The organism is Citrobacter sp. UYEF32, assembly GCF_040546205.1.
Classification (GTDB): Bacteria; Pseudomonadota; Gammaproteobacteria; order Enterobacterales; family Enterobacteriaceae; genus Phytobacter; species Phytobacter diazotrophicus.
On sequence record NZ_JBEPNI010000010.1, the window covers coordinates 27,294 to 41,624 of the forward strand.

General features: G+C 53.0%; 11 protein-coding genes and 1 pseudogene. 6 read left to right on the plus strand and 6 right to left on the minus strand.

What is annotated here, in order from left to right:
* The first annotated feature begins 140 nt into the window (after nucleotides 1–140).
* From ABIB59_RS23515 to nagA, 4 genes are read left to right on the plus strand one after another with little or no spacing between them, the layout of a single operon-like run.
* Nucleotides 141–2,564, plus strand: coding sequence for a glycyl radical protein (locus ABIB59_RS23515; RefSeq protein WP_335258182.1), 2,424 nt, complete (start codon nucleotides 141–143; stop codon nucleotides 2,562–2,564).
* A gap of 13 nt (nucleotides 2,565–2,577) precedes the next feature.
* Complete coding sequence (locus ABIB59_RS23520) at nucleotides 2,578–3,492, plus strand: glycyl-radical enzyme activating protein (RefSeq protein WP_079498476.1); 915 nt, start codon at nucleotides 2,578–2,580, stop codon at nucleotides 3,490–3,492.
* Between the two features lie 9 nt (nucleotides 3,493–3,501).
* A complete protein-coding gene (nagB, locus tag ABIB59_RS23525) occupies nucleotides 3,502–4,245 on the plus strand; it encodes a glucosamine-6-phosphate deaminase (protein ID WP_125125583.1) in 744 nt (247 codons plus the stop codon).
* Nucleotides 4,246–4,249: 4 nt separating this feature from the next.
* A complete protein-coding gene (gene nagA, locus ABIB59_RS23530; RefSeq protein WP_079498474.1) occupies nucleotides 4,250–5,395 on the plus strand; it encodes an N-acetylglucosamine-6-phosphate deacetylase in 1,146 nt (381 codons plus the stop codon).
* A 26-nt stretch (nucleotides 5,396–5,421) separates the two neighbouring features.
* Here the strand turns inward: nagA and metF are convergent, their stop codons facing one another.
* From metF to metB, 3 genes are all read right to left on the minus strand, one after another.
* Nucleotides 5,422–6,312, minus strand: a complete 891-nt coding sequence (metF, locus tag ABIB59_RS23535; RefSeq protein WP_317086912.1) for a methylenetetrahydrofolate reductase — start codon at nucleotides 6,310–6,312, stop codon at nucleotides 5,422–5,424.
* Between the two features lie 230 nt (nucleotides 6,313–6,542).
* Nucleotides 6,543–8,975 (minus strand): bifunctional aspartate kinase/homoserine dehydrogenase II, encoded by a 2,433-nt coding sequence (locus ABIB59_RS23540; RefSeq protein WP_071194802.1) that lies wholly within the window; start codon nucleotides 8,973–8,975, stop codon nucleotides 6,543–6,545.
* Between the two features lie 2 nt (nucleotides 8,976–8,977).
* Entirely contained in the window at nucleotides 8,978–10,138 is a 1,161-nt protein-coding gene (gene metB / locus ABIB59_RS23545; RefSeq protein WP_071194801.1) for a cystathionine gamma-synthase, read from the minus strand.
* 276 nt (nucleotides 10,139–10,414) lie between these two features.
* On the opposite strand from metB, the gene metJ reads away from it, so the two are divergent.
* Both metJ and ABIB59_RS23555 read left to right on the plus strand, forming a co-directional pair.
* Nucleotides 10,415–10,732: a met regulon transcriptional regulator MetJ gene (gene metJ / locus ABIB59_RS23550; RefSeq protein WP_007369220.1), complete on the plus strand. Its 318-nt coding sequence runs from the start codon at nucleotides 10,415–10,417 to the stop codon at nucleotides 10,730–10,732.
* Between the two features lie 95 nt (nucleotides 10,733–10,827).
* Nucleotides 10,828–10,944: pseudogene (locus ABIB59_RS23555) on the plus strand (YiiX family permuted papain-like enzyme); the annotation flags it as partial.
* 420 nt (nucleotides 10,945–11,364) lie between these two features.
* Here ABIB59_RS23555 and ABIB59_RS23565 read toward each other — a convergent pair.
* From ABIB59_RS23565 to rpmE, 3 genes are all read right to left on the minus strand, one after another.
* The gene (locus ABIB59_RS23565) at nucleotides 11,365–12,906 is read right to left on the minus strand and encodes an MFS transporter (protein WP_079498465.1); all 1,542 of its coding nucleotides are present in this window, start codon (nucleotides 12,904–12,906) and stop codon (nucleotides 11,365–11,367) included.
* A gap of 110 nt (nucleotides 12,907–13,016) precedes the next feature.
* The gene (locus ABIB59_RS23570; protein WP_039077295.1) at nucleotides 13,017–13,697 is read right to left on the minus strand and encodes an oligogalacturonate-specific porin KdgM family protein; all 681 of its coding nucleotides are present in this window, start codon (nucleotides 13,695–13,697) and stop codon (nucleotides 13,017–13,019) included.
* A gap of 375 nt (nucleotides 13,698–14,072) precedes the next feature.
* Entirely contained in the window at nucleotides 14,073–14,285 is a 213-nt protein-coding gene (gene rpmE / locus ABIB59_RS23575) for a 50S ribosomal protein L31 (protein WP_039055221.1), read from the minus strand.
* Between the last annotated feature and the right edge of the window lie 46 nt (nucleotides 14,286–14,331).

Below are 14,331 nucleotides of genomic sequence, written 5' to 3' on the forward strand. Positions count from 1 at the left end.
CGCTTGTGTTTTTTTGTGCCTTTAAATGTTCCATTTGGATTCTTTTGTGACAAAAGGAACACAATAGATCATTTTATGGTTGACAAAAGCACACCTCAGGCATGAAATGCAATAAAACCATTTCACCAGTGAGGGAATTTATGAACGGATTGCTCAGCTTCAAACCCACCAACAATGATTGCGACTTTGCGCGCATCGCCAAAAAACAGGATCAGATGTTCCATCGCGTGGCGACCCTCTGCCCGGAACGTGCCGAAATCATTACCGACTCCTTCAAACGCTCAGAAGGGAAATCGATCGTTATTCGCCGCGCCCTCGCGCTGGCCGACATTCTGGAAAAAATGACGATCTACATTGAGCCGGACATGCTGATCGTCGGTAACCAGGCCAGTGCAAACTTCGCCGCACCCGTCTTCCCGGAATTTTCCTTCAACTGGGTTATCGACGAGCTGGACGAATTCGACAAACGCTCCGGTGACAGCTTCCAGGTTTCAGAAGAGACCAAAGCGCGCCTGCGCGTGTTGCAAGATTACTGGCAGGGTAAAACTCACCAGGATGAGGTGCTGGCAAACCTGCCGCAAATTAACCGCCTGGCGGAGAAACAGGGCGTTCTGCACCGTGGCGGCATCAGCATGTCTGGTGACGGTCACATCATCCCCAATCATGATTTCGTGCTGGAAGTCGGCTACGGCGGCATGCGCGATATCGCCAGACAGCATCTGGCCGAAGATAAAGACCTGACCGAAGAACAGACCGACTTCTACCAGGCCGTTATCATCACCATGGAAGCGGCGCTGAACTACTGCAAACGCTTCTCTGTACTGGCAAAAGAAGAAGCCGGGAAAACCACCGACACCAAACGCCGCGAAGAGCTGCTGGCAATGAGCGAGATGTTCGCCCATCTGATGGAAGGCAAAGCGCAGAGCTTCTACGAAGCCGTGGAAGCGGTCTATCTGACCCACCTGCTGATGATGATCGAAAGTAACGGTCACTCCTTCTCCTTCGGCCGTTTTGACCAGTACGTCTGGCCGTACTACGAAGCAGACATTAACGCCGGCAAAATCAGCAAAGAGAAGGCGCTGGAGATCCTGACCCACTTCTTCATCATGACCAACAGCCTGAACAAAGTACGTCCGTGGGGCCACACCCAGTACAGCGGCGGCTACCCGCTCTACTCCAACCTGATGGTGGGGGGCATGAAGCCGGACGGTACTGACGGCACCAACGATCTCTCTTATCTGTCGCTGGAAGCCATGGCGCTGACCGGTCTGCCAGAGCCAAACCTGAGTGTGCGTTTCTCCAAAGACACCCCGCATTCACTGATGCAGGACGCTGCAAAATTGATCCGTAAAGGCTTTGGCATGCCGTCTATCTTCTGCGACGAAGTGGTGATCCCGGCGATGATGACCCTTGGTCTGACGGAAGAAGTGGCGCGCGAATATGCCTCAATGGGCTGTGTGGAAACCGCAATTCCGGGCCGCTGGGGGCATCGCGCCACCGGCATGACCTATGTGAACTTCGGCAAAATCCTTGAGCTGGTCATGAACAACGGCTGCGATCCGGCGACCGGCGTCCAATTGGTCAAAATAAACGGCAAAGAGGGGCGCGAGATCAATTATGAGTCTTATGACGAAGTCTGGGCCGCATGGAACCAGTTGCTGGAGTTCTACTCCGATCTGGCGGTGGACTGCGATCTGGTATGCGATCGCGCACTGAAATATCACGATGCCGATGCCTTTGCCTCTGCGACCATTAACTGCTCGCTGGAGCGCGGTAAGACCCTGAAAAACGGCGGCGCGGAATATGACTTTGTCAGCTCTTCCAACATCGGCCCTTCCGTGGTGGGCGACAGCCTCGCCGCAGTGAAAAAACTGGTCTTTGATGACAAGGTACTGACGCTCAAACAACTGCGCGACGCGATGGACAGCAACTTCGATGGCATTGAAGGCGCCCGCGTGCGTAAGCTGTGCCGCAACGCACCGAAGTTCGGTAACGATATCGACTATGTCGACCATATTGTCGCCGACGTATTCGAGTCTTACCTGAAACTGTTGCCGAAATACAAAACCGATCGCTACGGTAAAGGACCGAAGGGCTGCGGCTATACCATGTCCACGTCCAACATTACCTCTTACGTACCGAACGGTTTTGATGTAGGGGCAACGCCGGATGGTCGTCTGGCAACTCTGCCGCTAAACGAAGGCGCGTCTCCATGCCTCGGTGCGGATAAAGAAGGCCCGACCGCAGTGATTAACTCCGTTTCGAAACTGCCAAACCAGAAAATCGCTGGCGGTCAGTTGCTGAATATGAAATTCACCCCGAGCGCGCTGGAAGGCGACGAAAACCTGGAAAAATTCACCGCCTTCATGGAGGCCAGCCGCGAGAAAAATATCTTCCATAACCAGTTCAATATTATCGATTCAAATATTTTGCGGGCGGCGAAAGCACACCCGGAAGATTATCCGAACCTGATGGTCCGCGTGGCCGGTTATTGTGCGCTGTTCTCAACGCTGATGCCGGAAGCGCAGGATGCGATTATCGCCCGTACAGAACTGGCCTGGTAAGGCGGAGAGCACCATGAAAACAGGTTTGATATCCCGCATTCAACGCTACTCGACCAAAGATGGTCCGGGGATACGCAGTACCGTATTCATGCAGCAGTGTAATTTGCGCTGCCAGTGGTGTGCGAATCCGGAAACCATCAAGCCTGGCTTTAACGTGTTCTGGTTTAAAGAACGTTGCCGTCAGTGCGGTTCCTGTGTGCAGGCGGCAGCGAATAACGCCATTACCTTTGCTGCACCTGGCGAGGGGGTGAATATTGACCGTAAACAGTGTAGCAACCTGCTTGAGATGGTCGATATTTGCCCTTACGACGCCTACGAAAAAGTCGGTAAAGAGATGACCTCTCGCGAACTGGCAGATCTGCTGTTACGCGATAAAGCGTTTTACGACGAAAGCCACGGCGGCGTGACCTTCTCCGGTGGTGAACCCGCACTGCAGGCGGAATTTATCACGCAGACCGCGCAGCATCTAAAAGCAGCAGGTGTTCATCTTTGTCTCGACACTGCCGGTAACATACGCCGTGACAAGCTGCTGCCCCTGGTGGACACGGTGGATATGGTTTCTTACGACTTTAAAGCGTTCGACCCGGAAATCCACCTTGCCTGTACGGGGGTGGATAACCGGTTGATCCTGGAAAACGCAAAAGCGATCGCCGCCACAGGAAAGCCCATTCTGGCGCGCATGGTGATCGTCCCAACGCGTAACGATCAGCCGGAAGATATCCGCAAGCGGCTTGATTTTATCCACAGCCTCGGCAGCGCCGTACAGCAGGTGGATATTCTGGAGTATCACATTTATGGCATCGGCAAATATGAAAAGCTCGGTATGCCTTACCTTCTTCATGATCTCCCGCCCGTTCAGCGGGACATGATCGCACAGATAAAACAGTACGCCGAAGATATTGGCCTCAAGGCTACCATCGGCGGTTAAGGAAAACAGATGCTGAACTTTACCCTGACGGATAACTACGCTGAAATGAGCACACTGGCGGCAAAACGTGTCGCGCAGGCGCTGGAGCGTAAACCGGATTTAGTGATGGCGCTGCCCACCGGCGGCACGCCAATCGGCTTATTACAAGAGATGAGCCGCATGGCTCGCGACAACGAAGCGGATTTTTCGCGGGCGTATTCGTTCAATATTGATGAATACATCCCGCTGACCAAAGACGATCCACAGAGCTATTACTGGTTCCTGGAAAATTACTTTTACCAGCATGCCAACCTGCCTGTTGAAAACCGCTTTGTGCCCGATGTGCTGGCCGCCGATCTGGCGGTTGAATGCGCCCGCTATGAACGCATGATTCAGGATCACGGCAATTTCGATCTCGCGGTCCTCGGTATCGGCCATGACGGACATATCGGTTTTAACGAACCCCACAGTACACACAGCCCGGTGTGCCACGTTATCGATCTGAATGACGAGACCATCGAAGCCAACGCCCGTTTCTTCGAACGCCGTGAAGATGTGCCACGCCAGGCCATTACCCTTGGCATGGGGACTATCCTCAAAAGCAAAGAGATTGTGTTGATTGCCAACGGCGAGTCAAAAGCGCACGTCATGAAACAGCTCTATGAATGCACGGCAATTGACCCGCTTTTCCCGGCATCTTTTTTGTTATTGCATCCCGATGTCACGATTATCTGTGACCGGGAAGCCGCTTCACTTATTCCTTCTCTGAGGTGACACCATGATCATCCAAAGCGAGCGTGTCTGGCTTTCCGGCGGCTTTTATCCGGCAACGATTCACATTGAGAATGGCCGTATCAGCAATGTCGTCATGGGCCTGTCTGACAACGCCAACTTCGATTTTGCTAAGCGCCGTATTATCCCCGGCCTTATCGACAGCCACGCTCACGGCGGATGGGATTACGATACCAACGAGAATAATCCCGAAGGCTTGCGCCGCTGGGCGGCTAACCTCCCGGCAGAAGGGGTAACGGCTTTTTGCCCCACCACGGTGACAGACGAAGATGCCACACTGATCTCTGCGCTGGAGAATATTTCCCGCGTGATGGATGAAGGTTATGCGGGCGCGGAGATCCTCGGAATTCATTTCGAGGGTCCCTTTCTGTGCCAGAAATACCGCGGCGCACAGCCAGAAAAACAGATTCGCCCGGCCAGCGTGGTAGAGTTCCAGGCTTTCGAAAAGGCGGCGCGTAATCGCATTGTCGCCATTACCCTGGCGCCAGAAAACGATAAAGGCCTCGCCCTGACCCGTTACTGCGCGCAACGGGGGATCGCCGTCAACATGGGTCACTCCGATGCCTCGTTTGAGCAGGTGCTGGAAGCAGTCGCCAACGGTGCGAAAAACGTTACCCACGTCTATAACGGCATGGCGAAATATGTGAATCGTGAACCGGGGCTTCTCGGTGCTGCTTTTCGCCTGGACGGCCTGTACGGGGAAGTGATCGCCGATGGTATCTTCGTGAGCCTTGTGTCTGCCTCCCATCTGTACCGGGTGAAGAATGACGACGACATCATTATGATCAGCGACTCCATGAAATCGAAGGGATGCCCGCCAGGACGTTATATGTTTGGCGGCGAACCGATGATTTTAGGTGAAGATGGCGCCACGCGACGTGAGAATGGCGTGCTGGTCGGCAGCACGCTGCATCTGAATCGCGGTTTATACAATATGGTCGAAGGCGCAATGGTGCCGTTTGGCGCAGCGCTGAAATCCTGCACGATCAACCCGGCGCGGCTGCTGGGGCTTGACGGACACAAAGGAAAACTGCAGCGCGGCTATGACGCCGATATTGTGGTGCTGGAGGATAACTATGATGTGCACACCACATTCTGTTGTGGCGAGGTGGCATATAGCGTCGCCGGATGATGCGCTCACCCGGCATTTACGCTGGCTTATACCGCCGGGCGAACGCCCAGTGTGTGGCAGATGGCGTAGCTCATTTCCGCGCGGTTCAGGGTATAAAAGTGGAAGTCTTTAACCCCTTCGCGGCTGAGGATTTTTACCATGTCCATGGCGATGCTGGCGCCAACCAGCTTACGCGTTTCGGCATCGTCCTCCAGTCCTTCAAACATTTGTGACATCCACGCCGGAATACGCACGTTGGTCATATCGGCAAATTTTTTCGCCTGTTTAAAGTTAGTGACCGGCAGGATCCCCGGAATAATTTCAACGTCAATGCCCGTCGACGCACAGCGGTCGCGGAAACGCAGATAGCTTTCTACGTCAAAGAAGAACTGGGTGATGGCACGGTTAGCGCCCGCCTCAACCTTGCGTCTCAGATTAAGTAAATCTGCCTGTGCGCTTTTTGCTTCCGGATGCACTTCCGGGTAAGCAGCAACGGAGATATCAAAATCCGCCACCTCTTTAAGCAAGGTCACCAGGTCGGCAGCATACATATCCGGCTTGCCGCTACCCGGTGGCAGATCGCCACGCAGCGCCACGATATGGCGAATACCGTTGTCCCAATAATCTTTTGCGATAGCACGCAGTTCATCACGGGTCGCATCAATACAGGTCAGGTGCGGTACTGCTTCCAGGCCGGTACGATCTTTAATACCTTTGATGATGCTGTGGGTGCGGTCGCGCTCGCCGGAGTTGGCACCGTAGGTGACAGAGACAAATTTCGGCTTGAGGCTGCTCAGACGATCAATGGAGTTCCACAAGGTCTGTTCCATTTCACTGGTGCGCGGCGGAAAAAATTCAAATGAAACATTAATCTGACCGTGCACTTCAGCCAGGCTCTGATTCAGGGCTTCCCGCTGGTTGGCGTGAAAAAAGCTCATACCTTACCTCATCAATCGCGTGTTGTTATTTATTGCGCTACGAACATCTATCCGTTTAGACGTCCAGATGTAAAAATGACGGAAAAGCGGACGGGCGTCAACAGGAAAATCATCATAATGCGTGAGGAATGTTCAGCGAAGATGAAAAAAGTTCATGGCGGTCAGGGTGAGTGCGCGCTGATGCCCTCACCCCAACCCTCTCACACAGCGAGAGGGAGAAAACCTACCGACTACAGCAACTGCGCCAGGCGGTTGATATCCGACTGAATTGCGCCGGCAGTGACATCACGACCGGCTCCCGGCCCACGGATCACCAGCGGGTTATCGCGATACCAGCGGCTTTCGATGGCAAACACATTGTCGCAAGGCAGCAGTGCCGCCAGCGGATGTTCCGGACGCACCGCTTCCACACCCACACGCGCTTTGCCGTTGGCATCAAAACGCGCCACATAACGCAGCACCAGTCCCATCTCGCGAGCGGCTTCCAGACGCTGTGTCATTTGCTCATTCAGCTCATCGCCATTCTCAAAGAAGTGGTCGATAGACTCTTCTTCACAGCTCGTCGGCACCAGGGACTCCACGCGCACGTGGTCTGGCTCAATGTCATAGCCTGCCTCACGCGCCAGAATGACCAGCTTACGCATCACATCTTTACCGGAGAGATCGACGCGCGGGTCGGGCTCGGTCAATCCCTGCTGCCAGGCCTGATCGACCAGGTCGGTAAACGGCACGGTGCCATCAAATTGCAGGAACAACCAGGAGAGCGTACCGGAGAAGATACCACTGATGGCCAGAATACTGTCGCCGCTGTCGATAAGATCGCGCACCGTATGGTTTACTGGCAACCCGGCCCCGACGGTGGCGTTATACAACCAGCGACGTCCGGTTTTTTCAAATGCGTCGTGGATCTGGCGGTATTTATTACTGCTGCTGGCACCTGCCAGTTTATTGGCACTGATCACATGAAAACCGTGGCTGGCGAAATCCAGATACTGGTCGGCAAGCTGCGGGCTCGCGGTGACATCCAGCACCACCAGATCATCGTACGGGTGCGCACGCATCCACAGAAATAACGCCTCTTCCTCCTGCTCGACCGCCTCATCATTGAAGAAGGCCAGCGCCCGGCTGGCGTCGAGACCATCGTAATTCAACAAGCTGCGGCGGCTATCCACCACCCCTGCGAGAACAAATTCGAACCCGGTACGGGCAGACAGCGCGCTCTGTTCGCGGGCAAACAGTTCCAGCCAGCGAGAACCAATATTGCCTTTACCAAACAACATCAGGCCAATGCGTTTTTCCGCGCGGAACAGTGACTGGTGCAGCCCCTGAATCAGACTTTCCGTTGGCCCCACGCGCAGCACGGCAACAAGGCTGATCCCCTCATCTGACTGCCAGACGAATTCCACGGCCTGACCTTTCAATTGTTGCCAGAAACGGTGGCTGTGCAGCGGATTACGGCAAACGCCCGCCCCGACCAGCGCCACCAGCGCCAGCCCCTGACGTAAACGCAACTCGCCCGGCAGACCGGCTTCGTCGAGCAGTTTAAAGACGCTATCCACCACTTCCGAGGTGTAGCAGAGTTGCAGCAAATTACGGTCAGCGTGCGCGCCTGTCGCCAGCGGACGAACCTGAGCGCGCTTGAGGATCACATCTATATCACGTTGCGCCAGTTTGAAATCTTGCCCGGCAGGGACCTGAAACTCGATCAGACAGACATCATCATGACTGGTGACGATGCGGGCACCCGTGCCAGATGCCAGTACGCGCTCAATACGCGTGGAACCCTGCTCCGGGTTATAGCTACAACGCAACTGCAAATCGATATTACTGCCGGATACCGGCTGTAGGGTTCGGGCGTGGAGTACAGGTGCTGCCAGACGGGCCAGCTCGCTGGCTTCATCCAGACGCAGCAGAGGCAGCAGGCAGGCATCTTTCACTTTACGCGGGTCGGCGCTGTACACCCCGGCCACGTCGCTCCAGATCGTCACGCGGGTAACACCGGCTAATGCGCCAATTTGCGTTGCCGAATAGTCAGAACCATTACGCCCCAACAGTACGGTTTCGCCCGCCTCGTTACGGCTGATAAAGCCCGTCACAACGATACGTTTATCCGGATGCTGCGCCAGCAGTTGCTGGAACAGCGGCCAGGAGGCGCCTTCGTTGACCTGCGGCTGTGCCGCGCGTTCCGCGCGCAGAAACTCGCGCGCATCAAGCCATGCCGACGCTTGCCCTTGCTGATTCAGTACGGCAGACATCAGACGCGCAGACCACACTTCCCCATGCCCCACCACTTCGGCGTAGACCGCATCGGTAATGCCACCGTCCAGCAACCCGGCCAGGCGCTCGAGGTCACGAATAAACTCGCTAATCAGGCCATCAGCCACCTCCGGTGACAACAACCCGGCAATCAGCTCGCTCTGGTAACGACGTAACGACTGTTGAACCTGATGCGCAGAGAGACGATCGGTCTGGCTCAATTTAAGCCAGCTAATCAACTGGTTAGTGGTACTGCCTGCTGCCGAAACGACCATCAAATCGCCCGGTTGCGAATATTCCGCCATGATCCCCGCAACGCGCAGGTAACATTTCACATCAGCCAGACTGCTCCCACCAAACTTATGCAGTTGACGAACCTTCGCCCCTGCCTGCGCATTCACACTCATGTTTATCCCTCAGCTGCGACCCGGAAGCCATTTTCCAGGTCGGCAATCAAATCTTCACCATCTTCAATGCCGGTTGAGATACGCAGTAACGTCTCTGAAATCCCGGCGGCAGCACGTGCTTCCGGCGCCATGCCCGCGTGTGTCATGGTGGCAGCGTGGGAAATTAAGCTTTCAACCCCACCTAAAGATTCCGCCAGCGTAAATAATGACAAACCGCTTAAGAAGCGACGCAGTGTTTGCTCATCGCCATCCAGTTCGAAACTCAACATTGCGCCAAAGCCTTTCTGCTGGCGCGCAGCAATCTCGTGCCCCTGATTTTCCGGTAGCGACGGGTGATAAAGTTTTTTCACCAGCGGCTGCTTTTTCAGAAACTCAACGATCGCCTGGGCGTTACGCTGCGCCACTTCCATACGTGGAGACAGTGTTCGCAGGCCACGCAACAGCAGGTAGCTGTCGAAGGCGCTACCGGTGACGCCGATATTATTCGCCCACCACGCCAGTTCTGTGACAGTTTCCGGGTCTTTGGCAATCACCACGCCCGCGACAACATCTGAGTGGCCATTCAAGTATTTAGTACATGAATGCAATACCACATCAGCACCCAACGCCAGCGGGTTTTGCAACGCCGGACTCAGGAAAGTGTTATCCACCACGCTGACCGCACCAGCCTCACGCGCGAGCTGACAGATTTTCGCAATATCCACGACGCGCAACAATGGGTTGCTCGGACTTTCCACCAGTACCAGCTTTGGTTTTTGCGCCAGCGCCGATTTTAATGCCTGCTCATCATTCTGATCGACAAACAAAACCTTATAGCAGCCGCGTTTTGCCAGACTGTCGAAGAGGCGATAGCTACCACCATAGCAGTCATGCGGCGCAACCAGCAGGTCGCCCGGTTTCAGGAAAACCGTGGTCACCAGATGAATCGCCGACATACCGGTGTTGGTCATCACGGCACCCGCACCGCCCTCCAGCTCTGCCAGGGCACGCTGCACGACATCGCGCGTCGGGTTACCGCGGCGTGAATAGTCATGGGCTCGAGGCTCATTAAATCCGGTGAAATTATAGGTGCTGGAGAGGTGGATGGGCGGAACAACGCAACCGTACTGCTCGTCATCGTTCAATCCGCTACGCACTGCGATGGTGGCCTGTTTACGCGTCATGGTGAAGGCTTCCTGGCTTAATGGATGAAAAGTCAGGCACCAGAGTAAACATAAGAATAATAGACGTCAATACATCTGGACATCTAAACTTCTTTGCGTATAGATTGAGCAAAATCGCAATAGCCGTTAAAATTATATGCTTTAGTGAAGTGACGCAGAGCGATACACCGTGTCACGGTACTGACTCTACGGTAAACTACGCGAGATTATGGTCCGGGCGCTGCGTTGATCAGGTTCTGACCTTTTATTAATGACTGAGAGGATTAAAGGTATCTCATGGCTGAATGGAGCGGCGAATATATCAGCCCGTACGCTGAGCACGGTAAGAAGAGTGAACAGGTAAAAAAAATTACGGTTTCCATTCCTCTGAAGGTGTTAAAAATCCTCACCGATGAGCGCACCCGTCGTCAGGTTAACAACCTGCGTCATGCCACCAACAGCGAACTGCTGTGTGAGGCATTCCTGCATGCGTTTACCGGCCAACCTTTGCCCAACGATGAAGACCTGCGTAAAGAGCGCAGCGATGAAATCCCGGAGGAGGCAAAAGTAATTATGCGCGAATTGGGTATCGACCCCGATACGTGGGAGTACTGATTTAAAAAGGCGGCTCATGGATTGAATCGCCTTTTTTGTCTCGAACAAGGATGTAAATCATGACAAAGAAGTTTGTCCTCTTGCTGCTCGCGGTGATGGTTTTCCCGGTTCTGGCTTATGAACCGCAGACGGGCGATATCATCTTTCAGATGTCTCGCTCGTCGCAAAGTAAAGCTATCCAGCAAGCCACTCATTCGCGCTTTAGCCACACTGCTACAGCATACTGAATACCTACAACCAGAGGCTGGAAAGCGCAGAAATGACGTTGGATACGTCGCTTACGTTAACGGCGGGAAGCGTTATAAGCGCAGTGGAGAACCACAGAGCATGCCTGAATGTGCACTGCTATCCCCAGTAATGGAGCAGAGACAAACAAAAAGGCAGAAGAAATCTTCTGCCTTTTTGTTTGTCTGTCTGTTGCGCTGGCTGAATCAGAAGCGGGTCACTTCCGGGTGAACCTCTGCCAGAGAAGTGAAGTAAGACACAACGACATTTTTGAGTGCATTCAGCATATTCATTTTCCTTTCACGCGTTGTTGATAACCTCTTTCGCAGTGAAAAGCATATGCCTGTTTACCCTTATCGGCAATGTTTTTGTGACATGTGTCACAAAAACATTGCTCAAATGATCACCTATATGACTGAGGCGTGAGATTGCGCTTCACGCGCCTTCTGGCGATTGATATAGCCGATATCGTTGTTGCCCCATAGCTGGTCATAAGGCATACCCGCCAGCATTTCCACAGTCTTACGCGCTTGTGGGGTGATGGATTCCGGCGTCAGGCGGCCCGCACTACGCATTTTTGCCGTCTCTTCGCGCAGAACGCTGTGCGTGGACAAGTTCAGGCGGAAGCGCAACGACACCAGGAAACCGATCGACAGCACCAGCACGGTACCGATACTCAGAATCATCAGGATGGTATGGCTCACTCCGGGCACCTGCGTACTCTGCCCGGAAACAAAACCGGACATCTGCATCACAATACCCACCAGCATCACGGCGCCAGCCTGAGAGGCTTTACGCGTTAACGTCATGATCCCGGCAAAGATGCCCTCGCGACGCTGACCTGTCACCACCTCGTCCACATCGGCGATATAGGTATAGATATTCCACGGAATATAGTTGATGCCGCCACGCCCTAACCCGGCAATACCAGAAATAAACAACAGCAGCGACATGTTATCGCTCTGTCCGGCCAACGACAGCAGAGCAAACGAAACCGCAGCCAGACCAAACAGCACCACAACAATACGGTAAGACGGCGCAGCGCCGAAACGAATACAGAGTGGGATCATCCCCATGACCGCGATAAATTGCAGAATCGCCATGGTTCCCATCAGGCTGGAGGCCAGTGTCGGGCTCTGCATCAACACAAACACCACATAGTAGGTGAAGACCGCGTTGAAAACGTCCTGGGCAATATACCCACCAAGATACATGCCCAGATGCTGACGAAAAATACGGATACGGAAGGTGGAACTCAGCTCAATGATCAGACGACTCAGGCTTTGCCCAAGCGTCAGTTTCGGTTTCGCCGCTTCCGCTTCTTCATCACGCGGGCGCTCCCAGGTGAAGGTCCACACCAGCGTCAGGACGATCGCGCAAATCACCGCGAACACGATACTGGCATAGAAGAAGGAGACGGCATTATCTTTGCCGAAATGGCTTAACAGAATGCCCGGCAGGAATGCGGCCAGAATGGCGGAAAGCTGCGCCAGCGCGATACGCGCCCCGGAAAACTTGGTTTTCTGTTTAAAGTCATCGGTCATCTCCGGTACCAGCGTTTCGTAAGGCACCAGAATCATGGTGTACACCACATCAAACAGCAGGTACGTGAATAAATAGTACCAATAGTTCATGTGGCCAACCCACATCAGCGTATAGGAAAATACGCAGGGAATACCGAGCAGAATAAAAAACTTACGGCGGCCGAAGCGTTTACCGAACCAGGTATTGCCAAAGTTATCGGTCAGATAACCCATCAGCGGGCTGACAACGGCATCCAGCACCCTGGCCATGGCGAAAATGAAGGTCGCCTCAATCGGCGTTAAGCCGCAAAACGTTGTATAAAAATAAAGTAACCATGCGGCGGTCAGTGCTGTTGTACCCGCGCCCAGAAAATCTCCGGAGCCGTACGCCAGATAATTCACTAAACCAATTTTGCGTGTAGACATTGTTTAACCCAATCCTTAGCGAAATATAAAATTTCGACTTAAAAATTGCGAGCGGATACGGCGGCAATATATATTGCCGCCGCATTATTCAGACACAGAAAGAAAGGTAATTAGAAGTTATAACCGATACCGACGCGATAACGCGTCTGGCGATCGTCTGTCGTTGCCGTTTTATAACCAGAAGACACATTACCTACTTCAACAAATGGCACCCAGGAACCAAATTTATAAGCAATACGGCCGTTATATTCATAATCACGCTTGGTATTGTTATAAAGATTTTCAGCTTCAGCAAATTTATAAATACCGTTTAGCTCAAACATCCAGTTCCCGGTATTATAACCAATCCATACTTCCGGGCGGTTAACGCGACGGTCATCACGACCTTCTGCGTTACGACGAGTGTACTCGAAACGGTAACGGAAGGCGGTCCACCAGTTGTCGTTGATATTGTACTGAACACGCACGAACGGCTTATAAATGGTTTGGTTCTCGTCCGTTTCGATGGCAATACCAGGCAACCAGACCAGGTTGCTCCAGGTAAACTGGTAGTTGGCTGTATACTCAATCCCGTTCGTTTCCATATTATTTAGCGGCTTTTTCGCATCCGCATCATCAGAACGGGAAATACCTTCTAAGGCCACCCCAAAGCCGCTGGCAAAACGCTGTGACATATATACACGATCATAGTTACGCCCGTCATCGTAATATTCATGACGATAGTCTACGTAACCCGCATGGGCTGTTCCTGCCAGTACCGGCAGTAATAACAACGCATATTTCAACTTCATGGAAATTCCTCTTTGACGTAAATTTCAATAAAAGAAAAGCGTGTAGCTATGGATTCGCAGGCCAGCGTAACGAGTGAAAGACAGCTACAAATTAAAAATGTCCTAATAACGTGAGGAATTGTATTTTAGTGTAAATGTACAAACCTTTGAGTTTTTGCCAGCATTCCGTTTAAGTGGCAAAAAAGCAAAGATATGTCGGCTTAATGTCACCAACTGAAACATTGGATTTTTTAAAAAGAAACAGCGTGCCAAATCAAAAGAACTGGCGTTGCGAAAAACTGCGGTAGGGGATGAAGAGCAAGGGGGTGTTACACAGAAGGGCGCGGAATTCAGGGACAAAAAAAGCGCCTTGCGGCGCTTTTTTCATCTGGCAACTTATTTGCTGCCCGGGATGCTGAAGCGTTTGTTGAAACGCTCAACACGACCACCGGTATCAACAACACGTTGTTTACCAGTAAAGAACGGGTGGCAGTTGCCGCACACGTCCAGGTTCAGGTCGTGACCCACGGTAGAGTGGGTTTTGATCACATTACCGCAAGAACAGGTTGCAGTAATAGCTACATAATTCGGGTGAATACCTTTTTTCATGGGAAACCTCAGTTTAAGGCCGCGTCGCTCTTCCAGCCCTAACGCC

Bases quoted from the DNA above. Each gene is read 5' to 3' on its own strand.
- ABIB59_RS23515 (WP_335258182.1), top strand. From the start codon at position 141: ATGAACGGATTGCTCAGCTTCAAACCCACCAACAATGATTGCGACTTT.
- ABIB59_RS23520 (WP_079498476.1), top strand. From the start codon at position 2,578: ATGAAAACAGGTTTGATATCCCGCATTCAACGCTACTCGACCAAAGAT.
- nagB (WP_125125583.1), top strand. From the start codon at position 3,502: ATGCTGAACTTTACCCTGACGGATAACTACGCTGAAATGAGCACACTG.
- nagA (WP_079498474.1), top strand. From the start codon at position 4,250: ATGATCATCCAAAGCGAGCGTGTCTGGCTTTCCGGCGGCTTTTATCCG.
- metF (WP_317086912.1), bottom strand. From the start codon at position 6,312: ATGAGCTTTTTTCACGCCAACCAGCGGGAAGCCCTGAATCAGAGCCTG.
- ABIB59_RS23540 (WP_071194802.1), bottom strand. From the start codon at position 8,975: ATGAGTGTGAATGCGCAGGCAGGGGCGAAGGTTCGTCAACTGCATAAG.
- metB (WP_071194801.1), bottom strand. From the start codon at position 10,138: ATGACGCGTAAACAGGCCACCATCGCAGTGCGTAGCGGATTGAACGAT.
- metJ (WP_007369220.1), top strand. From the start codon at position 10,415: ATGGCTGAATGGAGCGGCGAATATATCAGCCCGTACGCTGAGCACGGT.
- ABIB59_RS23565 (WP_079498465.1), bottom strand. From the start codon at position 12,906: ATGTCTACACGCAAAATTGGTTTAGTGAATTATCTGGCGTACGGCTCC.
- ABIB59_RS23570 (WP_039077295.1), bottom strand. From the start codon at position 13,697: ATGAAGTTGAAATATGCGTTGTTATTACTGCCGGTACTGGCAGGAACA.
- rpmE (WP_039055221.1), bottom strand. From the start codon at position 14,285: ATGAAAAAAGGTATTCACCCGAATTATGTAGCTATTACTGCAACCTGT.